Below are 21,165 nucleotides of genomic sequence, written 5' to 3'. Positions count from 1 at the left end.
AGAATCTATCCTCCCCCCGTATTTTAGGGGGACAGATAAGGATTATTTCATACCTACACTTACCATTTTTCGGCGTAAATAAGCGATTTTACTTTGGAGCGGTAGCTCTTTGGGGCAAGTATCGTGGCAAGCTATAAGGCTCATACAGCCAAACACACCATCATCATTTCCCACAAGCTCATAATAATCCTCATCAGTGCGTTCATCGTGTGGATCAATCATAAATCGCACGATTCTATTCATTCCCGCAGCACCTACAAAGTCATCACGCATAACCTTTGTAGCACAACTTGCAATACAGCACCCACACTCAATACATCTATCAAGCTCGAAAACTTCATCAGCCACTTCAGGCTCTATGGGCATTTCAAGCTTTGAAATATCAGGCTTGTGTTGTGTGTGAATCCAGCTTTCAACTCGCTTTGTCATTCCTGCAAACCAATCGCCTGTATTTACACTCAAATCTTTAATAAGCTTAAATGCAGGGAGTGGCATAAGTGTGATAACGCCATCAGGGAAGTCTTGTGTGAGCGTCTTACACGCCAAACGCGGACGCCCATTAATCATCATCGCACAGCTTCCGCAGATTCCAGCACGACATACAAAGTCAAAGCTCAAATCCGGGTCTTGTTGCTCTCTAATCATACCAAGGGCGATAAAAACCGTCATAGAGTGAGCTTCCTCCACTTGATATTCCCTAAAATGAGGTTTAGAAACCGCACTTTGTGGGTCAAACTTCAACGCCCTAATAGTTAATGTCCTTCCTTTTTGTTGTGTTGCACTCATTACTTATCTCCTAGTCGTTGATTTCTTGCTTTGTATTGTGGCTGGAGATTGAAAGGCATAAGAGCTTCTTGTAGGGCATATCTATCGCCACCTTTAGCCTGAATCTCTTGTGTGATTTTATCAATCTCAGCTTGTCTTATAGCACTATTTGGATGTTCTATAATCATACCCTTAGCACCATATCCGCGGAATCCCGGAGCAATCTCCATTTTCATAATATCCAAATCTTCATAAGTTACCGTTGGTAATGTTTGGTTTGGATCTTCCCAGCTTGTAAGTGTGCGTTTTAGCCAATTTGCATCATCGCGTTTTGGGTAGTCTTCGCGTGTATGTGCTCCACGAGATTCTGTCCTATCAAGTGCACCTTTTGCTACGCATAATGCAATTTTAAGCATTTTTGGTGTGCGGTAGGCATCTTCAAGCTCTGGGTTGCTATGGAGCTTTTTATTCTGCACACGGATATTTTTACTGCGTTTATATAGCTCTTCAAGCTTATCAACTGCTTCTCTTAGTCCATCACCATCGCGGAAGATTCCCACATCATTATCCATAATGTCTTTCATTGCATTTTTAAGCTCATAGACATCTTCATTGCCCGTGCTATTAAGCAATGCTGCAAGATATTCTTCCTCTTTTTTGACAAATTTTTCTAATGTAGTAGTTTGCACATCAAGATTTGCCCCTTGACAATGCTCTGTGAAGTACCCACCGATAATCATACCTGATACCACCGCTTCACTGACAGAGTTTCCACCAAGCCTGTCTAATCCGTGTAAATCCCAACACGCTACTTCACCTGCGGCAAATAGTCCTTTAAGGTAAGTTTCGCCCTTGTAGTTTGTGCGGACGCCACCCATAGAATAATGTTGCATTGGTCGCACAGGTGCCCAAACACCCGGTGTGGCAGGATCAATTCCCGCAAATGTTTTACAAATATCTTGCACATCACGCAAGTTTCGCTCAACATGAGCACGACCAAGGATTGAAATATCAAGCCACAAGTGATCACCATAAGGTGATTTTACACCCTTACCATTGCGGATATGCTCAAGCATTCTACGAGATACAACATCACGGCTTGCAAGTTCCTTTTTCTCTGGTTCATAATCGGGCATAAAGCGATAGCCATCAACATCACGCAAGATTCCACCATCACCCCTACAACCTTCTGTAAGCAAGATTCCACTAGGCACAAGTGGCGTTGGGTGAAACTGCACAGCTTCCATATTGCCAAGTTTTGCAATACCTGTCTCCATTGCAATAGCTGCACCAATACCCTCACAAATTACCGCATTTGTCGTATTTCTATACACCCTGCCGTAGCCACCCGTGGCAAGTAATGTGCCTTTAGACACATAGGCTATAAGCTCACCTGTTACCAAATCACGCACAACCGCACCATAGCACTTGCCATCTTGATGAATGATAGAAATAGCCTCTTTTCTATCTTGTATATCCACACCAAGCTTATAAGCTTCATTTGCCACCGCATACAGCATAGTATGCCCTGTCGCATCGGCAGTATAGCAAGTTCGCCATTTTTTTGTGCCACCAAAGTCGCGTGAATGGATATAGCCGTGGCGGAAGTCATCTTCTGTGATTGTTACTTTTTCACCATTGATAACTGCTGGGCGATCGCCTTTTTGGATTCTAGTCCAAGGCACACCAAATCCTGCTAACTCCCTGATTGCTTTTGGAGCGGTGGTAACAAACATTCTTGCTACATCTTGATCACAACCCCAATCGCTTCCCTTTACTGTGTCAGCAAAGTGTAAGTCCTCATTATCGCCATCACTCTTTACGGAGTTTCCAAGACTTGCTTGCATACCACCTTGAGCTGCTGCCGAGTGACTTCTTTTAACCGGAACAAGACTTAACACAATAGTATTTAATCCTGCCTCTTTTGCCGCAATAGAAGCCCTAAGCCCTGCTAATCCGCCCCCAATAATTAACGCATCACTATATACTACTTTCATTTACGCTCCTTTCCCTTGTGTGTGTTCATCTAGCATTCTGTATTCTTGTATGCTTTTATTAGAATCTAGTCCGTGTCCAATTTGCATATAGGCAATATAAGATGCGATACCAAGCACAAGACAAAAGGCTGTGAGTGCGAGTTTAATGGCTCTTAAAGTCTTAATACCTAAGCCTTCAAACCAACCCCACTTAATGCAAAGCCTATAAAGCCCGATAGATCCGTGGAATTCCACTGCGAAAAGTAAAAGTGCATAAAGGATATAGAAGTCTTGATGATAGAATCTGTATGAAGACGCACTAGGACCGATGTTTTCTGGCTGGGTAAGCATAATGAAAACATGTGGCATAGCAAGGAAGAAAATAGCAAAGCCTGTAACAGCTTGAATTGCCCAATATGTCGTATCTCCGTGCTTCATCAAGTCTTTATGGACGCGAAGTGCCAAGAATTGCTTGTAGTTAATGGGAAATTTTCTCATCGCCAAAAACGCGTGAACAACAAGGGCGATGATGACAATCACAACAATCGCTGAAACAATCCTTGGCTCTCCTGCTTCACCAAAAATAAAACTCCCTTCAAAGAACTTTGTAACCTTATACATCGCCTCTTTGCTGATTAAAATGCTTGCTACAAAGAGCAAGTGAGCCAACATAAATAGCCCCAAAAACAGCCCTGTTGCACTCTGCCAAAAATCAAGCTTAGCTGGGATTTTACTTTTTTTCCTTTGAGGCGTTACGCCTGTGTAACTCTCAATCACTTTATCCTCTCGCATAAATCCTCCTATGTGTAGTTTGACCTATCAAGCTCATAGCAAGAATCCTAACATTAAAGATTCCAAATACTAAGATTCTTGTGGCTTTTAAAAGGCTAGGTCGTATTATAGAAAAATATAGATTAAAGTTTTTTTATTTTATTTTAAGAGGACTAAAGTTTCTAAGCTAATGCTGGAAAGTAGCAAATTAAAGCAAGATTCTATATTTTGTTATGTTCTAAAAGATTGCAACGAGCGAGTTTCTGTTTTGATAATCTTACCTTCTTTGAGATGGAAGACTTCATCAGCAAGCTCTATGGTGCTTGGACGATGAGCGATGATAATAATAATTTTGTCCTGCCTTAGTTGTTCTATACTCTCTTTTATTGCCTCTTCAGTTTGTGAATCAAGTGCAGAAGTCGCCTCATCAAAAATTAAAACTTCAGGATTCTTATAAATCGCCCTAGCAATAGCGATTCTCTGGCGTTGCCCTCCGCTAAGATTTGTGCCAAATTCATCAAGGATTGTATGTATCCCTTCTGGCATTTGGCTTACAAAATCCCAAGCGTGTGCGTATTTGAGTGCTTCAATAGCCTTTTTTTCATCTATCTTGCTTCCATAGGCGACATTGTGAATAATGCTATCGTGGAATATGAAAATTCTTTGCGTTACCACCGCCATATTATCACGGACACTTTTTTGCGTATAGTCTTTAATATCGCGATTGTTAAGGGTGATAAGCCCTTCATTTGCTTCATAAAGTCGCAAAATGAGATTGATAATTGAGCTTTTGCCACTGCCACTTTTTCCTACAAGTGCAGTGATTTTATTTTTTCTAAAGTTAAGATTCACACCTTTTAGGGCGTGAGTTTCTTCATTATAGTGAAAATGCACATTGTTAAAATCAATACTATGAATGGGGGCTTGTAGCACCAAATCCCCATCTTTTATCTGTTGTTTTTGATTAAGGATTTCAAAGATTCTATCACTTGCGACAATAGCAATTTGCATTTGTGTATAGAGATTGACAAGGCGTTTAAAAGGTGTAAAAATAAGAAATAACGCCCCCACAAATGATGAGAATTGTGCCGCACTTAGCTCTCCTTGTGAAATATCAACGATTGCCATATACAGCACACAGCCTAGCATTATCGCACCTAAAAGCTCCATTAGAGGTGTGCTTAGCTCCCCCACACGCACAGCTTTCATACTGATTTTAAGAAAATGCAGATTTTGTGATTTAAAATTTTCATACTCTAGCTTTTCACCATTACTTGCCTTAATAACTTCTACATTATTAAAAATTTCATTGAGTTTTGAAGTAATATCCGCATTTTTTTCTTGGATATTGCGTGAGTATTTTTTGAGCTTTTTGATGATAAGACTAAGCGGTATAATGGCTAGTGGCATAATGACAAGCCCAATGAGCGCATACTTTGGACTTTGATAAATCACAATCACAACAAGCCCAATAATACTTATACCTTCACGCACAAATTCTGTGATGTAGTTTGATACAGCCGAGCGGATAAGCCCAATATCATTTGTGATTCTAGCAATCAATTCCCCTCCACGCATTTTATTAAAAAACGCCATTTCAAGTGAAAGCATATGATCTAGCATTCTATCGCGGAGTTGCCGCACAATGTCCTGCCCAATAAGATTCATAAAATATGTTTGGATATATGTCCCCACAGATTTACCAAAATACACGCCGATAATCATAAACATCATAGCTAATGCCATCTTGTCATCTTGTGCTAATTCTTCAAAGCTAAAAAATGGCGTAGCTCGTGGCGTTTTACCCTGCAAGGTATCTAAAAGTGGCTCAATGAGATAGGCAATCCCCGCTGTGCAGGCAGCAACTACAAGTGAAGCACTAATAGCGATGATAAATGAAAATGTATGCCCTTGAATATAGGGAAGATATTTTTTAAAAAAGTCAAAAAATGTTCGCATAAAGCTTAAAATCCCTTACCTATTCTACTTCAAACCCTGCATCAAGAATAGCCTCCGTGATAAGCTCTTGTGTAGCTGGAGATTCAAACTCTACTATAACCTTAGAATCTTGCAAATTCACATCAACAAGGCTAATACCTTCAATCTCGCCTACAAATTTTTCAATCTTATCTACGCATTTACCACAACGCATTCCACTCACATTTAGCTCCAATCTCATTTTTGCTCCTTAGATTCTATTTTGAGATTCTATACATTTAAAGTTTTTTAGTCTTGCTGCATTTGCTACTACGCTAAGGCTTGATAGGCTCATCGCAAAAGCACAAAACATAGGGTGTAAAAAAATATCAAATCCCCCAAGCACACCCATTGCCAAAGGAATAAAAGCGATATTATAGCAAAAAGCAAAAACAAGATTCTGTTTTATATTTACAATACTTGCTCTAGCAAGGGCATAAGCGTTGTAAATACTTATTGTGTTTTCATTATAGTTAATAATATCCGCTGATATTTTGTGAATCTGTAATGGGATAGAGTGTCGCATTATAGGCTAATCTAAAAATAAAAAATTTCGTCATTATAAAAATTGCAATAGCGATTCGTTGCGATTTTAATGCCATGAATCTTGGATTTTTTTTTGGATTGTCACGATTTTGCGAATCACAAAATCTCGCAATGACGATTATTTATGTTCATTTCGTCATACTGGGCGCGACAGCGCGAAGTATCCAAAACACGAGAATTTAAAAGATAGATTTGCGTGATTTGGATTGCCACGAATCTAGCCTTTTTGACAAAAGTCTAGATTTTCGCAATGACGATTCTTTTTAGATTCTTTGCTTCGTTTCACTCGCTCAAGTAATGACAAAAAGATTTTGGATTGCCACGCCAAATCTGCGATTTATCTCGCAATGGTAAGCATTTTAGATTTGCAAAAATTAACGCTTTTTCAATCATTTTTTGCTACAATGCACCCAAAAATTTAAGGCAAGGCAATTTTATGAACAAAAAAGTGCGAGTAGAAAAGACTATTGACTTATACAAAATCCCACTATCTGCGCCGATTGTGGCACTTGCGGCGTTTGCAGGGCTAATGGTATGGTTTGTAGTCAAAACGGCGGCGTAGGGTTTTTAGGATTTGCAAAATGGTTGCGTTTATTTTGAGATTTACGATGATAGCAAGGTTGTAGTGTGTGTGTTGCCCCCCTCCTATTAGTGTGTTTGCGTAGATTCGCTTATAGTGTGCTATTTATCGCAGTTATTGCACAGGCGCAAAGTATAAATATAAGCAATTTTTATTATAGGGATTATTTGGACTTTGGGCAAAATAAAGGTGCATTTAGTGGCAATGGTAGTACCACGATAACGGGCAAAGACGGCACGGAATTTACAATCCCACAAACCCCAAACTTCTCCGCTTCAAGCAATAACGGCAATCTTGCGGCGGTAGGGCGTGGATTTGCGGTTACGGCTAATCATGTGGTAAATTTCACGCCTAGTTATGATACACTCGGCACTTACCGCACATTTGATTTAAGCACTTATAAAATCGCTGATACAAGCGGTGGCACTGGTATTTCAAGGCCTTATGGTAGAGACGAAAAATTTACTCGCTTTGACAAATATGTCGTTGAAGGGCAAGTGGATATGCTTGATTTTGAAAACTCTATCGAAAGCAAAAACCCTACACAAGAAAGCAAAAATATAGAGAGTTTTAAAACCTTAATTAATAATCTTGCAAAAGATAATGAGGACAATGTTTATCTTTATCAAGCTGGTTCAGGTATCATCACTTTAAGAGGCAACACAAATACAAAGATTGACCGAATAGAAAACGGCGAGACAAAGGGCGGGGGCTTTGGCACACTAAAACAAGATAGCATAGCTTATGAAAAACTTGTGCATTGTCCTAGTGAGGATGGTTGCTCTAATAGAGATGTCTATGGTATGTATTTTAATTATATTCCAAATTCAAATTTTAACAACCGCATTACAAGCGGAGATAGTGGGAGTGGAATTTACGCTTATGACAAGACAAATAACAAATGGGTTTTGCTGGGCGTTACTTCACAATCACAAGATGGGCTAAATAGGGCTTATATTTCTGCCGTTTCAAACAAGGATTTGCAAGATTATCAAAAGAATTTCGAGCAAAACATCAACTTAAAAATGACAGAGCCAAACGCAATCAAATGGATACTCAACAACACTACTTTGGAGTATGGTGCAAGGGGCGATACACCAAAAGACTCTCATACTTTACAAAACAACAAAGACATAATTTTCAGTGGTGGCGGAACGATTGAAGTGCAAGCCAACATTTACCGAAATACAAGCGGTTACGCTGGGGGCTTTGTTTTTGAGGCTTCAAGTGGTGCGAGTAGCACAAATCCTACAAAATACACTTTCACAAATGCAGGAAATTATTACTTCAAAGGCTCTGGGCTTGATATAGGCGAAAAAGTTAAGGTAGAATGGGCTTTGGGGACACAAAAAGGCGATTCTCTCCATAAAATAGGCAAGGGCGAACTTGTCATCACAACGCAAAACAATGCGAACGAGAATTTAGGCACGCTGAAAATCGGCGAGGGCAAGGTTACGCTAGACACCAACAAAAAGGCTTTTGACAACATTTACATTACAAGCGGACGGGGCGAACTTGCGCTTGTAAAGGACAAGGCTCAGGCGTTAGGCGCGATAAAAAACGGCACAACTTCGGCGAATTCTTACACGCTCAAACAAGAAAACACAAATAATATGGGCTTTTATTTTGGCAAGGGCGGAGGTAAGTTTGATTTGGCAGGCAACTCGCTAGTGCTTAACACCATAGCCGCAAATGATAGTGGCGCAACTATCACTAGCGCGACAAAGGCAACGCTTGAGATTCAAGGCTTGGAGTATGATTTGAGCGGCAACAAAACACAAACCAAAAAAGATACCATAATCCACGCAAGTATCGGCGAAATTTCCCCCTCCCCTGCGAGTGGCAACTCTACACTTTCCCCATCCCCTGCGGAGGGGGATAAAGGGGGTGGGTCAAACACCCAAAATAGCGGACAAGCGAATATCGACTTAAAATATAGTGGCAATCGCACTACGCAAAATGTGCAAAATATTACCCACCCCCTAGCCCCCTCCGCAGGGGAGGGGGAATCTCAAAGTGCGAGTTTGATTTTTGATGGCAACATAAATACGAGTGGCAAAATGGAAGTTACAAACGGCAATATCGCATTACAAGGACACGCAACCACTCACGCTACGATTAGCGATAGCAGTATCATTGATAAAATCAAAACTGCCGAAAACGGCACAAAAAAGCCTATGCCTGATTATATGGATTTATCCAAGCCGTCAACCCTAAATCAACCCGATTGGGATAATCGCACTTTTAAATTTGGCAATGGCATTGATTTAAAAAGCTCAAATCTTACGCTAGGACGCAATGCCACACTTGAATCAAATATCAACGCTTCGGGTAATTCAACAATCAAGTTTGGTGGCAATGTCAAACATTTTATCGACAACAAAGATGGCAAAAATGTAACGGGTAGCGGGTTTAGCTATCAGCAAGAAGTTGAAAGCGGGACATTGAGCACGGATATGCAAAAAATCGCAAATGAGACTATACACTACAAAGGCACAATTACCGCAACAGGTGGCACGATAGAATCGCATATTTTGGATTTTAATGCAAGTTTGGATTTGAAAGGTGGTGCGAAATTAACGGCGGATTATTTGACTTTGACCGATAAGGATTCGGTGGTGTTAGCGAATGGTGCAAGTGCAACTACCAAAACGCTAAAATTGCAAAATGTAAGCGATAGCAATTTAGCGAATATTTTTAAAAATGGTAGTAGCGAAAAGCTAAAAGTTACCGAATCGCTATGGTTCGATAACTCTAATTTAGATTTAAGCAAACTAGATTCAGCACATATTGATAAAACGCAAAATTACGACATTGTGGGCGTTAAATCCACCATTACAGACGCAAACAAAGATTTAAGTGCAAATGTTTCGCTTTTTGAGGGCGCGAATCTAACGCTAAAAAACCTTACACTAAAAGATACAAACGCAAATGAAGTAACGACTAATGGCACAACAAATACGCTTAAAAATAGCGTGTATTTGCAGGGTGATAGCAAACAAACCGATAATACAAAGCTAACTTTGAGTGGCGATTTAAGAGCGGAAAGTTTAGAAAACGCAAAGATTCAGCTAGATGGCAAAAGCGAGATTAGCGCGAAAAACATAGTATTTAGCAATGTCAAAGACGGCATTTTGGCACTTGACAAAGATTCAAAACTCACAGGAACAAATACAAATGGCAAAGCAAATGTCGAAGTTATTGGCGAAAAATCTACACTACAAATTGGAATGCTTGGCAATAAAAGTTTTGATATAAACGCACAAGGTGGTAGCAAAATAATCCTTTCGTCATTGCCATTGCAAGATAGCGAAGCGAAAAATCCAAGTAGTAAAAATGTGGATTCTTCGCCTACGGCTCAGAATGACGAGTTAAAGCCAAGTGCGAATTTTAGTGGCAAAATCAGTGCGAGTGGCGATTCAATCGTGGAGAGTTTGTTAGATACCATTACCGCAAGTGTGGATTTAAATAAAAGCGATAGCAATAAAAACGACAATATAAGCGGGAAGCCTAGCTTAAACGCAAAAAATATCACACTAGATTCGACACATAATGAAATTTATTTGGGCGCAAATTCAACACTTACAGCGCAAACAATCACGGCGACAAATTTGAGTAGTTTAACTCTAACGCAAGAAAATGGCGCAGTGGCAAACATAAACGCATTTATCTTTGATGGCGGGACTACAAATCTTAATGGTAATCTTATCGGTGAAAATATCGAGCTAAAAAATGCAAGTATCGTAAAAACAAGCGATTTGACTTTCAATAACAAGCGAAATACCACACTTACGCTTGATAGCACTTCAAAATTAGAAGTTACAAATCTAAATGTCTATAACGCGAATCTAACGCTAAATCTTGCAGATTCGACTACAAATGCGCAAAGTTTGAAGGGTATTACTTTAAGCAATAACGCGAATCTAACGATTGATTCGTGGGATTTTGGCAACACTACGGCATTTTCAAGCAATGGCGATTCGCGTGTAACTTTTGAAAATGCCACTTATATGCAAAATAGCACAGCAAAAAATATCAGTGTAGATTCTACTATAAGTCAAATGCTTACACTTTCAAATGTCGGTAAGGATTCTACCAAAAGCGATGATAGATTTAAAACACTCACATTTGATAAAAATCTCACATTTAGCGAAAATGCAAAAGTCCAAGTTAAGCTAGATTCAAGTGTAAAAAAAGGCGATACAAGCATAAAAACGGATGGCACTTATTACAAACTTATAAGCACAGGCGATAGTGGGACAATCACGGACAATCGCACGGATAAGCGCATAGATTTTACGAATACGGATTTCTTTGTCGTTAGTAAATTTATCGGCAATACGCTTTATGTAAAATTCCTAGCATCTGCGCCAGATTCCTTTGCCGAGCTAAACAAAAACATTTCCCACGAGCAAAGCCGATACAGTGAGATTTTGGAGGCTTTGATACAGGCAAATCCCAAAGATGATGCCATCGATACTGCCACACGCACCGATAATTACAGCGTCCTAGATAAACGGATTCAAACTATTGATAGCGATTTAAATGAAATAGCACAGGGCAACAAAACGCGTCAAACGCGCAATTTGCTCTTTTCAAATGACCAAACGATAAATACACGCATTTCGCAAGTCCGCCTAGCACAGAGTGGGCGCAATAAGCACTTGCGATTTGCGCAAAATGACACTATGTATCGCATTCAATCCCTAATGCAAGGCGCAGTTAGAAGCGATGCGATGCCTAGCTATGCGCGTGAGCGCGAATTAGACTTGTCAAATAGTGTGTGGCTAAATGTGGGCGGTGGATATTTCGGTGGGGATAGCAAAATGGGCTTTGGTGCGACAAATATCGGCTATGATAGGCTTATTTATGCGGGTAGTAGCGATATTTTGCTTGGTGCAATGTTTGGCTTTGGTGGCTCAAATGCATACACAGGCGATATGACAGATAGCGCGATGTTTTATAATATCGGGCTATATTTGCATAGCATTTTTGATTCGCAGGGTGGAAAATACGGCGGACACGAGATTCAAAGCAATATCAGTTTTAGCATTAACGATAATCGCAAAACTATCGAATCTAAAAGCGCGAAAAATACCGCATTTGGGACGCTTTTCGCACTCTATTATAAATACAACTTTATTTTAGCGCAAAATGATACCATTAGCCACGCGCTAAAACCTGTGGTAGTTTTGGCGTTAGGCTACAATCGCAATGGTGCGTTTGAAATCGATGAATACAAGCAGGCAACATATAATAGCGTGAATTTTTCCTATGGGCTTGGCGTGGAATATAATGCCGTGATGAGTGAGAGCTTTTATAGTCTAGCACTCACGCTAAAAGATATGGCATATAGTGGCGGTGAGCGCGTATTTATGAGTTTAAGCGGAGCGCAGAATTTTATCGGCTACAGCCTTGAATCTGCTCCACGATTTAGCGCAGAAATCAATCTCATAGGCTCACACAAGCTAACAGACGCGCTATACTTGCAATATGGAATCGCTGGAATGCTAGATAGTGGCACGAATTACGGTGCAAAAGGCGATATAAAGATTGGGTATAAATTTTGACTTTCACACTAAAATCTATCGATAATAAAGCTCGTGCAGGGCAAATGAATCTATCTCATAGCATTGTGCAAACGCCTATATTTATGCCTGTGGGGACTTAAAGCCTGTGTCAAGCACTAGATTTTAATGATTTAGAAAATCTTGGCGCGAAAATCATTTTGGCAAATACTTATCACTTGTATTTGCGTCCAAATGATGAAGTCGTGCGAAGTCTTGGCGGACTGCACGGATTTAGCGGATTTAATGGTAGCTTTTTAACCGATAGTGGCGGATTTCAAGCATTTAGCTTGGGCGGGAAACCACGCGAGAATGGCATAGAATTTCGTAGCCACATTGATGGAAGCACTCATTTTTTCACGCCCAAAAAGGTGCTTGACATTCAATATAACCTAAATAGCGACATTATGATGATTTTAGATGATTTAATCCGCCTCCCCGCGGAGCAAAAACGCATTGCAGATTCGATTAAGCGCACGATTGCTTGGGCGCGCGAATCGCTAGAATATCACGCGACTAGGTGCGAATCTCACCTTTCAAACAATATCTTTGCCATTATTCAAGGGGGCGTGGATTTGGAAGCACGAAAAATCTGCACTTTTAGTGGCTATAGAATGCAGCGGAGTGGGATTTGATGGCTTTATAATCGGCGGAGTTGCCGCACAATGTCCTGCCCAATAAGATTCATAAAATATGTTTGGATATATGTCCCCACAGATTTACCAAAATACACGCCGATAATCATAAACATCATAGCTAATGCCATCTTGTCATCTTGTGCTAATTCTTCAAAGCTAAAAAATGGCGTAGCTCGTGGCGTTTTACCCTGCAAGGTATCTAAAAGTGGCTCAATGAGATAGGCAATCCCCGCTGTGCAGGCAGCAACTACAAGTGAAGCACTAATAGCGATGATAAATGAAAATGTATGCCCTTGAATATAGGGAAGATATTTTTTAAAAAAGTCAAAAAATGTTCGCATAAAGCTTAAAATCCCTTACCTATTCTACTTCAAACCCTGCATCAAGAATAGCCTCCGTGATAAGCTCTTGTGTAGCTGGAGATTCAAACTCTACTATAACCTTAGAATCTTGCAAATTCACATCAACAAGGCTAATACCTTCAATCTCGCCTACAAATTTTTCAATCTTATCTACGCATTTACCACAACGCATTCCACTCACATTTAGCTCCAATCTCATTTTTGCTCCTTAGATTCTATTTTGAGATTCTATACATTTAAAGTTTTTTAGTCTTGCTGCATTTGCTACTACGCTAAGGCTTGATAGGCTCATCGCAAAAGCACAAAACATAGGGTGTAAAAAAATATCAAATCCCCCAAGCACACCCATTGCCAAAGGAATAAAAGCGATATTATAGCAAAAAGCAAAAACAAGATTCTGTTTTATATTTACAATACTTGCTCTAGCAAGGGCATAAGCGTTGTAAATACTTATTGTGTTTTCATTATAGTTAATAATATCCGCACTTTGTGAAGCTATATCAAATGAAGAGGCAAATGCCATAGAAGCATTCGCATAGGCAAGGGCAGGGGCGTCATTTGCCCCATCGCCCACCATTAGAATCTTATGCTGTTTTGATTTTTCTTTTAAAAGCTGCATTTTATCTTCTGGCAGGGCTTTGCTATAAGATTCTGTAATATCGAGCAAATGTGCTACATTTTGCGTATTTATCGCATTATCCCCACTAATGATACTTGAGCTGATGTTGTGTTGTTTAAAAAGTTCTAAGGTTTGCTTGGCGTCCATTTTTAGCCTATCTTGCAGGGAGAATAGTGCTAAAATCTCATCATTTGTGGCGAGAAAGAGTGTGATTTTATCTTCTTGTGTGTTGTTGGGAAGTGATAGATGTGGGGGCAAAATATCAATATTACCGATAACATACTCACGCCCTTGTATTGTGCCTTTCACACCTTTGCCTATGATATTTTGTGAATCTGTAATAGGATAGAGTATCGCATTATAGGCTAAATAATGAGATTTAAAAGCATTGCTAATAAGATGAATGCTTGTAGATTCTAAAGTATAGGCGAGATTAAAGACTTCTTGCTCTGTGTGGGAAGAGAGATTTTGAATTGTTTTAATTTCAAGCCCTTGCGTGAGTGTGCCTGTTTTATCAAACACAATATGTGTGATTTCACTTAAAGTTTGAAAAGCTTTAGAATCTTTAAAAAACACGCCCATTTTGTGTGAAATAGCTTGGGCGTGGAGGATTGCCATTGGCGTGGCAAGTCCTAAGGCACAAGGGCAGGAGATAACAAGCGTTGCTACAAAAATGCTTAAAGCAAATTCAAAATCCCGCATTCCCCACCAAAATGCCCCCGCACACAACGCTAGAAAAATCACAAGTGGCACAAAGATTCCAGCAATTTTGTCCGCAAGTGAAGCAATGGGCGCTTTGCTTTCTTGTGCTTTTTGTATAAGCTCTAAGATTTTATGAAGTGTAGAATCCTTGGCACTTTTTGTAGTCTCAATATATAAAACGCTATCAAGATTAATGCTACCTGAAAGCACTTTGTCATCTTTTTTTACGAGGATGGGCAAGGATTCACCATTGATTACTGTTTTATCAAGATTTGAGCTTCCCTCAATCACAATGCCATCTACCATAATCATTTCGCCCGGTAGGATTTTAAGTATATCATTTTGTTTGATTTCTTGTGTGGGGATACTTTGAATCTGTGCTTGGGATAGGCTTGGAGCAGATTCTGTAAGGACTTTTTGCACGATTTTTTGATTGAGCCTTAAAAGTGTGGAGGCACTTTGCAGGGCGGAATTTTTGGAATTTGTCTCAATGCTTTTACCCACAAGCACAAGCGTGATAATCACACATACGCTATCAAAATACAAATGGGCGTGTGGCATAAAAGCCCCTTGCAGACTATACAAAAACGCACTTGTTGTGCCTATGGCAATCAGTGTTTCCATATTTGGATTTTTGCTAAAAAGGGCTTTGAATCCACGGATATAAAAATCACGCCCTATGTGCATAACAATAAGACTAAGAAAAAGTAAAATGCCAAAATGCCACATAGAAGGGAGTTTGGCTATATTAAACATTTCCCCCCAAGAAAGTATCAGCACAAGTATGGATATTATAGAGCTTAGATAAAGCTTAAGCTTTTTAGGCAAAAAGTGAGTATCAAAAGATTCTATAAGTGAGTTAAGGTATGTAAGGCTTAAGGCTTTTGTTTTAGAATCTTGGGGGGGTTCAGTGTTGCAGTCATAAGGTTGCAGATGTGGCTCATAGCCCATTTTGCGAATAAGAGCAAAAATCTCTTCAAGGCTAGTTTGGCTTTCATCATAGATAATATGTGCTTTTTTGCTTAAAAGATAGACTTGAATATCTTGGCAGAATGCCTTGCGTTTTAAACTTCGCTCAATCCCACTAGAACAAGCTTGGCAGCTCATTTTGTCAATAAAAAAAGAAGCTTCTTTCATTGTGGATTCCTACAAGAATAATGTGTGGAGTAGCGACATAGAATCTCAAATAGAATCTAAAAATGATTTAGATTCCTTACAAGATTTTCCGCCAAAACGCACGAGTGCTGATCCCCAAGTTAGCCCACCACCAAAGGCATCAAGGAGCATAAGATCGCCATATTTGAGCTTATTTTCTTCATACAAGTCATTCATCGCCATTGGTATAGAAGCTGCTGAAGTGTTGCCATATTTTTGAACGCTGATGACAAGCTGCTTTTCATTGAAACTTAGCTGCTCTCCTACGGCATTGATAATACGCAGATTTGCCTGATGAGGGATAAAGTAGGCTATGTCCTGTGGTTGCAAGGCGTTATTTGTAAGAATATCATTGACATCATTCACAAGCGTTTTAACCGCGAGTTTAAAAGTTTCATTGCCTTTCATTTGCAAATAAGTAGAATCGTGTAGGCAGAAAGACTTACTAGATTCTAGTTTGTCGCTAAAAATGCTTTGTGAAACACTTTGTATTCTAGGTGTGCAAAGAAAGTCTTGATGTTTGCCATTGGCACTTGTATGGACATCTAAAATCGCTGCGTTTTTATCCTCTGTAGTTTCTATCACACACGCCCCAGCCCCATCGCCAAAAAGCACACAAGTGCTTCTGTCGCTAAAATCAAGCACAGAGCTAATCTTTTCCGCACCAATGATAAGAATGCGTCTGTGTGTGCCAGATTCAATAAAAGACTTTGCAAGGGAAAGCAGGTAGATAAAGCCACTGCAAGCGGAGCTAATATCAAAAGCAGGTTTATTCTCAATGCCAAGTTTATAAGAAGTGATACACGCTGTGCTAGGCATTGTAAGATAATCGGGGCTTAGCGTTGCTACAATAACCGCATCAATATCTTCCGCCCTTACACCTGCCCTTTGCATTGCTTTTTTCCCCGCCTCATAGGCTAAATCGCTTGTATTTTGTGAGGGCAAGGCAAAATATCGTGTTTTAATGCCTGTGCGTTTAACTATCCACTCATCGCTCGTATCAAGAATCTTTTCAAAATCCGCATTTGTAACACAAGTTGGCGGAACATAAGAAGCGATAGATTTGAGTGTAGCGTATCTCATAGGCAATCCTTTATGGCTAGTATAGGCTAGTTTTCATCTTGCGTATTTGGTTTGTTGGCAAAAGCATTTGTAAGTTTAGCACAAATATTGGATTCTATGGCGTGCAAGGCTTGATATGCCGCACATTCAATCGCCCTTGTATTGGAGCTTCCGTGGCTAATGATGACCACCTTTTGCACTCCAAGTAGTGGCGCACCACCATATTCACTATGATCCATTTTTTTCTTTAATCGTTTGAAAACGCCTCGCAAAAATAATGCTCCAAACATAGAGCAAATACAAGATTTTATCTCTTTTTTTAGCACAGATGAGATAGCACTTGCCACGCCTTCACTTGCTTTTAAGACGAGATTCCCACTGAATCCATCACACACAATCACATCTACACTGCCATTGAAAATATCCCGCCCCTCAACATTACCCTTGAAAAAAGGGAATTTTTGTAGCAGTTTGAAAGTCGCTTTTGTGAGTTCATTGCCTTTATTATCCTCTTCACCATTGCTTAAAAGCCCAACGCGTGGATTTGCAAGATTCACAACATTTTTGGCATATTCATAGCCCATAATGGCAAAATCCACAAGATATTCAGGTTTGCAGTCTGTATTTGCCCCCGCATCGAGGATAATGCTAGGCTTATCTGTGGTATTTGGCATAGTGGTGCAAATAGCAGGGCGAGATACACCTTTAATGCGTCCAATTTTAAGTGTGGCTAGACTCATTGTAGCCCCACTATGTCCGGGCGAGACAACAGCGTCTGCTTCACCATTTTTGACTAGCTCCACAGCTTTGTAAATTGAAGTTTCACTGCGTTTGCTCGCACTTGAAGCAGATTCTTCCATTTTGATATAATCCGCACAATGCACAATTTTAACGCGATTTGCCACACTGCTAGGAATGAGTGGGGCAATTTGCTTTTCATCACCAACAATAATGGCGTGAAAATCCCGCGTTTTCAATGCCTGTATAACACCTTCAACAATGGGAGTTACCCCATTATCCGCACCCATAACATCAATGGCTATCTTTAGCATTTACGCTCCTTGCGTCAATGGATTATTTGTAGTTGCCTGTGAAAGTGTTGATATGATGAGGCATTTTCCAGCTACCATCTTTGTCTTTAATAGGTTTTGCTAGAGCTACTTTGTAATGTGTGCGTCTTTTTGCTGCTCTTGTTTTGCTTACGCGTCTTTTTGGGACTACCATTTTTACTCCTTTGAATCTTTGGTGTGATAATCGCTTCGTATAGATTCAATCTCACTTTCCAAAATATAATGTAAATCAATAAAGCCGTCAAAAAACTCTATAACTTCAAAGCTATCAAGCTTTCTACTTTGGCTTTGTGAATCCCAGATTCCATCTGCAATATACAAAACCAAAGGTGTGTTAAGAAGATAAGTGTATTCCTCCCCGCTATTATCGCATATCAGTTCAATATCCCCTAGAATCTTGCCTCTTAGGCACACGATCTTAGAATCTATCCTTTCAAGTTGTCCTTGCAAGGATATGCCATCAATCTCTAGGGCAATATCTTTTGGGGTGTTGGCGATTTTTCTAAATGCGATTTTCAATGAGTGAATCTCTAGTTGGCAAATCTTTTATCTAGCAAATTTCTCTAGTACCAAAGAAAAATGCGATTTCATTTTTAGCATTTTCAAGGCTATCGCTGCCGTGCACAGAGTTTGCATCAATGCTATCGGCAAAATCCGCTCTAATTGTTCCAGCAGCTGCTTCTTTTGGATTTGTCGCACCCATAAGCTCACGATTTTTAGCCACTGCATTTTGCCCTTCAAGCACCATAACGACCACTGGACCGCTTATCATAAAATCCACTAAGTCTTTAAAAAATGGGCGATCTTTGTGAATGGCATAAAAACTTTGAGCATCACATTGCGTAAGCTGAAGTTTTTTAATCGCTGCAATGCGGAGATTATTACTTTCAAATCTGTCTATAATCTTACCGATAACCCCCTTTTTCACGGCATCTGGCTTAATAATTGAAAGTGTTTGTTCCATTTGTTTTCCTTTAAAAAAGTGTGATGATACAAAAAGTGCGGATTTTACCTAAAAAAAACTTGCTTAAAGCTAAATTTGCAAAACGCAAACTTATTTCGTTGCTTTTATAAAAAGTTAAGATTCTACTTTTACGCCTTATTCTTCTTGTTTTATACGCCAAAAGGTTGGGAAGCGTGGAGTGCCATTGTGTGTAAGCCCTTGAAACTTAAAGCTAATGATTGAACCAATGGGCGGAGGATTGTGCCTTAGCGTATCGCTCAAGCCACTGCCGATTTTAAAGTTTTTGCCATTGTATTCACAAATAATCGCTCCTAGCATAGAATCATACTTACCCTTACCTTGCGTGTGTCCTATGACCTTACATTCCGCGTCCTGCCTTGTTTTGAGCTTAAAATCATATTTGCTTCGTCCTTTTTGATAGGGCATATTTGGCGTTCGCAAGACAAGTCCCTCTCCACCATTGTCCACAACCGCTTGAAGCTCCCTATCAATAGAATCCTGCCCTTGCATAAGCCTTTGGGGGATTATCTCAATATACACATTTGGCTTAGACTTAAGATATGTCCTTAGCTCATCAAGCCTTTGCGTGAGTGAATCTTTAGCGGAATGCGGCACATCAAAAACATAAAATTTTAACTCTAAAATTTCATTTTGCTTTTGCGGATTTTTAAGGATAGAGATAATTTGAGAGAAGTGGAGTTTTGGGCTATATAGCTCACCATCAAGGGCAAAAGGCGGAAAATCTTTCACAAACTCACTTGGCAGATTCATTGGCTTGCCACTGCGGAAATACATCTTTTGCCCATTCCATAACCCTCGCACACCATCAAGCTTTTCACTTACAAGCCATTGAGAATTTGCTTGTCTTTTTTCAAACTCACTTAAAAGCATAGGCTCAAAAGCCTTTGCGTAGAGGGCTACTCCCCATAGCAGTAAGCCATAAAGCAAAGCCCTAAAAAGTGTGTGTTTCATTTTGGATTTAATTAATTTCGCTTGTAGTCATCACTCAATCGCACAATGTCATCTTCGCCTAGATACTCGCCCATTTGCACTTCAATCAGCACAAGCGGCAATATTCCGGGATTTTCTAGCCTATGGACACAACCCATAGGAATATAGGTAGATTCATTAGCTTTTAAAAAGCTACTCTTTTCGCCAATGGTAACAATCGCCGAGCCACTCACCACTATCCAATGCTCATTGCGATGATGATGCTTTTGCAAACTTAGGCGACCTTTGGGATTGACAATAATTTGTTTAATCTTATAATTTTGAGATTCTAGTAAAATCGTATAGCTTCCCCACGGGCGATGTGCGTTCCTATGGACTTTTGTAAGTTCGGGATTTTGCTCTTTGAGTAAGGCTACAATGTCTTTAATCTGTTGTGAATAACCCTTTTTAGCTACCAAAAGACAATCATTTTCATCTATAATCATTAAATCTTCTAGCCCAATCCCCACTACTTGCTTATCAGCAATGATAAAGTTATTTTTGCAATCTTTGCCTACAAAGGCGTTTTTACTCGCATTATTTGTGCTATCTTTAGGATATTCAAGGCTTAAAGATTCAAAGCTCCCCACATCATTCCACGCAAAGTCCCCCGCCACACAGGCTACCTTTTGACTTTTCTCCATAAGGGCATAGTCAATGCTGATATTTGGCAGTTTCTCACTCATTGTAGAATCTAGGCGTAAAAATGGTGAGTGTGTTTGTGGCTTTGAATATTGAAGGGTGAGTTTGCATAGCTCATAAATCTTTGTATTATACTCTTTTAGCTCTTTTAAAAATACTTCTGCACGGAAGCAAAACATACCGCTATTCCACAAGTAGCCCCCATCTTTAAGATAAGTTTGTGCATCTTCTAAACTTGGCTTTTCAATGAATTTTTCCACAATATGATCTTTTGATTTAATGTAGCCATAGCCTGTATGGGGGGAATTTGGCTTGATACCAAAGGTTACAAGAAAACCTTTTTTGGCTAGTTCAATGGCTTGTTTGATAGAATCTTGATAGTTTTGCGTGTTTTTAATGAGATGATCGCTTGGCAGGGCTAGGATAATATCATCAGCAATCTTATCAAGCTCATAAGATTCTAAAACGCAAAGGGCGGCAAATGTAAGGGCTGGGGCGGTATTTTTACCATAAGATTCTAAAATGAAATCCTGCAAGGGAATATCGCATTTTTGGGCTTGTTCTTGGGCGATAAAGTAGTGATTATCATTAGTGATGACTTGGAATTGTGCGTTATGCTCTTTTATAAGAAAGGCGTTGCGTAAGAGCGTCTCTTGGAAAAGTGAATGTGATTGTCCTTGATTTGATGGGAGAATGTCGGCAAACTGCTTTGGCATAAGCTCACGAGATAGGGGAAAAAGCCTCGTGCCACTGCCACCACATAGAATTGAAATTGTCAT

The 21,165-nt window shown here is 39.8% G+C and carries 18 protein-coding genes and 1 pseudogene; 3 read left to right on the top strand and 16 right to left on the bottom strand.

Annotation, left to right across the window (positions count from 1 at the left end; translation table 11 throughout):
• Positions 1 to 42 precede the first annotated feature (42 nt).
• The 6 genes from HCN_RS09160 to HCN_RS09135 all read right to left on the bottom strand — a co-directional run bounded on the left by HCN_RS09160 (position 43) and on the right by HCN_RS09135 (position 6,015).
• Complete coding sequence (locus HCN_RS09160; protein WP_002955796.1) at positions 43 to 786, bottom strand: fumarate reductase iron-sulfur subunit; 744 nt, start codon at positions 784 to 786, stop codon at positions 43 to 45.
• The gene (locus HCN_RS09155) at positions 786 to 2,762 is read right to left on the bottom strand and encodes a fumarate reductase flavoprotein subunit (protein ID WP_014667322.1); all 1,977 of its coding nucleotides are present in this window, start codon (positions 2,760 to 2,762) and stop codon (positions 786 to 788) included. The genes HCN_RS09160 and HCN_RS09155 overlap by 1 nt, the downstream gene beginning before the upstream one ends.
• Entirely contained in the window at positions 2,763 to 3,533 is a 771-nt protein-coding gene (locus tag HCN_RS09150) for a fumarate reductase cytochrome b subunit (RefSeq protein ID WP_002955794.1), read from the bottom strand.
• 210 nt (positions 3,534 to 3,743) lie between these two features.
• Complete coding sequence (locus tag HCN_RS09145) at positions 3,744 to 5,471, bottom strand: ABC transporter ATP-binding protein (protein ID WP_014667321.1); 1,728 nt, start codon at positions 5,469 to 5,471, stop codon at positions 3,744 to 3,746.
• A gap of 19 nt (positions 5,472 to 5,490) precedes the next feature.
• Positions 5,491 to 5,691: a copper ion binding protein gene (locus tag HCN_RS09140; RefSeq protein ID WP_014667316.1), complete on the bottom strand. Its 201-nt coding sequence runs from the start codon at positions 5,689 to 5,691 to the stop codon at positions 5,491 to 5,493.
• A 9-nt stretch (positions 5,692 to 5,700) separates the two neighbouring features.
• On the bottom strand, positions 5,701 to 6,015 hold the full coding sequence (locus tag HCN_RS09135; RefSeq protein WP_014667320.1) for a hypothetical protein: 315 nt from the start codon (positions 6,013 to 6,015) through the stop codon (positions 5,701 to 5,703).
• A gap of 456 nt (positions 6,016 to 6,471) precedes the next feature.
• Here HCN_RS09135 and HCN_RS12435 point away from each other — a divergent pair, with 456 nt between their 5' ends.
• The 3 genes and pseudogenes from HCN_RS12435 to HCN_RS09120 form a co-directional block, all read left to right on the top strand.
• Positions 6,472 to 6,597 carry a hypothetical protein gene (locus HCN_RS12435; protein ID WP_023948015.1) on the top strand — a complete coding sequence of 42 codons (126 nt, stop codon included), beginning with the start codon at positions 6,472 to 6,474 and terminating at the stop codon, positions 6,595 to 6,597.
• A 185-nt stretch (positions 6,598 to 6,782) separates the two neighbouring features.
• Positions 6,783 to 12,185, top strand: a complete 5,403-nt coding sequence (locus HCN_RS09125) for a S6 family peptidase (protein WP_014667319.1) — start codon at positions 6,783 to 6,785, stop codon at positions 12,183 to 12,185.
• Positions 12,182 to 12,842 (top strand): annotated as a pseudogene (locus HCN_RS09120) (tRNA-guanine transglycosylase); the annotation flags it as partial. The gene HCN_RS09125 and the pseudogene HCN_RS09120, both read left to right, overlap by 4 nt.
• On the opposite strand, the gene HCN_RS09115 reads toward HCN_RS09120, so the two are convergent.
• The 10 genes from HCN_RS09115 to HCN_RS09070 form a co-directional block, all read right to left on the bottom strand.
• Positions 12,823 to 13,161: a 6TM ABC transporter family protein gene (locus HCN_RS09115; protein WP_014667317.1), complete on the bottom strand. Its 339-nt coding sequence runs from the start codon at positions 13,159 to 13,161 to the stop codon at positions 12,823 to 12,825. The pseudogene HCN_RS09120 and the gene HCN_RS09115 overlap by 20 nt on opposite strands.
• A gap of 19 nt (positions 13,162 to 13,180) precedes the next feature.
• The gene (locus tag HCN_RS09110) at positions 13,181 to 13,381 is read right to left on the bottom strand and encodes a copper ion binding protein (RefSeq protein ID WP_014667316.1); all 201 of its coding nucleotides are present in this window, start codon (positions 13,379 to 13,381) and stop codon (positions 13,181 to 13,183) included.
• A gap of 9 nt (positions 13,382 to 13,390) precedes the next feature.
• Positions 13,391 to 15,640 (bottom strand): heavy metal translocating P-type ATPase, encoded by a 2,250-nt coding sequence (locus HCN_RS09105; protein ID WP_014667315.1) that lies wholly within the window; start codon positions 15,638 to 15,640, stop codon positions 13,391 to 13,393.
• Between the two features lie 45 nt (positions 15,641 to 15,685).
• Positions 15,686 to 16,741, bottom strand: a complete 1,056-nt coding sequence (locus tag HCN_RS09100; protein ID WP_002955787.1) for a beta-ketoacyl-ACP synthase III — start codon at positions 16,739 to 16,741, stop codon at positions 15,686 to 15,688.
• 26 nt (positions 16,742 to 16,767) lie between these two features.
• Positions 16,768 to 17,772, bottom strand: a complete 1,005-nt coding sequence (gene plsX, locus HCN_RS09095; RefSeq protein WP_014667612.1) for a phosphate acyltransferase PlsX — start codon at positions 17,770 to 17,772, stop codon at positions 16,768 to 16,770.
• Positions 17,773 to 17,794: 22 nt separating this feature from the next.
• Entirely contained in the window at positions 17,795 to 17,944 is a 150-nt protein-coding gene (gene rpmF / locus HCN_RS09090) for a 50S ribosomal protein L32 (RefSeq protein WP_014667314.1), read from the bottom strand.
• 2 nt (positions 17,945 to 17,946) lie between these two features.
• Positions 17,947 to 18,309, bottom strand: coding sequence for a DUF177 domain-containing protein (locus HCN_RS09085; RefSeq protein WP_014667313.1), 363 nt, complete (start codon positions 18,307 to 18,309; stop codon positions 17,947 to 17,949).
• Positions 18,310 to 18,340: 31 nt separating this feature from the next.
• On the bottom strand, positions 18,341 to 18,754 hold the full coding sequence (gene ndk / locus HCN_RS09080) for a nucleoside-diphosphate kinase (RefSeq protein WP_014667312.1): 414 nt from the start codon (positions 18,752 to 18,754) through the stop codon (positions 18,341 to 18,343).
• Between the two features lie 135 nt (positions 18,755 to 18,889).
• Positions 18,890 to 19,726: a DNA ligase gene (locus HCN_RS09075; protein ID WP_041309555.1), complete on the bottom strand. Its 837-nt coding sequence runs from the start codon at positions 19,724 to 19,726 to the stop codon at positions 18,890 to 18,892.
• An 11-nt stretch (positions 19,727 to 19,737) separates the two neighbouring features.
• Complete coding sequence (locus HCN_RS09070; protein WP_014667611.1) at positions 19,738 to 21,165, bottom strand: mannose-1-phosphate guanylyltransferase/mannose-6-phosphate isomerase; 1,428 nt, start codon at positions 21,163 to 21,165, stop codon at positions 19,738 to 19,740.

This window comes from Helicobacter cinaedi PAGU611 (genome assembly GCF_000284635.1).
Classification (GTDB): domain Bacteria; phylum Campylobacterota; class Campylobacteria; order Campylobacterales; family Helicobacteraceae; genus Helicobacter_C; species Helicobacter_C cinaedi.
Note: the sequence above shows the minus strand (reverse complement) of the source record. Positions and strands in the feature narration are given on the sequence as shown.

Excerpts from the sequence above, each read along its gene's own strand:
- HCN_RS09155 (WP_014667322.1), bottom strand. The coding sequence starts at position 2,762 with ATGAAAGTAGTATATAGTGATGCGTTAATTATTGGGGGCGGATTAGCA.
- HCN_RS09135 (WP_014667320.1), bottom strand. The coding sequence starts at position 6,015 with ATGCGACACTCTATCCCATTACAGATTCACAAAATATCAGCGGATATT.
- HCN_RS09105 (WP_014667315.1), bottom strand. The coding sequence starts at position 15,640 with ATGAAAGAAGCTTCTTTTTTTATTGACAAAATGAGCTGCCAAGCTTGT.
- HCN_RS09110 (WP_014667316.1), bottom strand. The coding sequence starts at position 13,381 with ATGAGATTGGAGCTAAATGTGAGTGGAATGCGTTGTGGTAAATGCGTA.
- HCN_RS09145 (WP_014667321.1), bottom strand. The coding sequence starts at position 5,471 with ATGCGAACATTTTTTGACTTTTTTAAAAAATATCTTCCCTATATTCAA.
- HCN_RS09115 (WP_014667317.1), bottom strand. The coding sequence starts at position 13,161 with ATGCGAACATTTTTTGACTTTTTTAAAAAATATCTTCCCTATATTCAA.
- HCN_RS09070 (WP_014667611.1), bottom strand. The coding sequence starts at position 21,165 with ATGACAATTTCAATTCTATGTGGTGGCAGTGGCACGAGGCTTTTTCCC.
- HCN_RS09150 (WP_002955794.1), bottom strand. The coding sequence starts at position 3,533 with ATGCGAGAGGATAAAGTGATTGAGAGTTACACAGGCGTAACGCCTCAA.
- plsX (WP_014667612.1), bottom strand. The coding sequence starts at position 17,772 with ATGCTAAAGATAGCCATTGATGTTATGGGTGCGGATAATGGGGTAACT.
- HCN_RS09140 (WP_014667316.1), bottom strand. The coding sequence starts at position 5,691 with ATGAGATTGGAGCTAAATGTGAGTGGAATGCGTTGTGGTAAATGCGTA.
- rpmF (WP_014667314.1), bottom strand. The coding sequence starts at position 17,944 with ATGGTAGTCCCAAAAAGACGCGTAAGCAAAACAAGAGCAGCAAAAAGA.
- HCN_RS12435 (WP_023948015.1), top strand. The coding sequence starts at position 6,472 with ATGAACAAAAAAGTGCGAGTAGAAAAGACTATTGACTTATACAAAATC.
- ndk (WP_014667312.1), bottom strand. The coding sequence starts at position 18,754 with ATGGAACAAACACTTTCAATTATTAAGCCAGATGCCGTGAAAAAGGGG.
- HCN_RS09160 (WP_002955796.1), bottom strand. The coding sequence starts at position 786 with ATGAGTGCAACACAACAAAAAGGAAGGACATTAACTATTAGGGCGTTG.
- HCN_RS09100 (WP_002955787.1), bottom strand. The coding sequence starts at position 16,741 with ATGAGATACGCTACACTCAAATCTATCGCTTCTTATGTTCCGCCAACT.
- HCN_RS09075 (WP_041309555.1), bottom strand. The coding sequence starts at position 19,726 with ATGAAACACACACTTTTTAGGGCTTTGCTTTATGGCTTACTGCTATGG.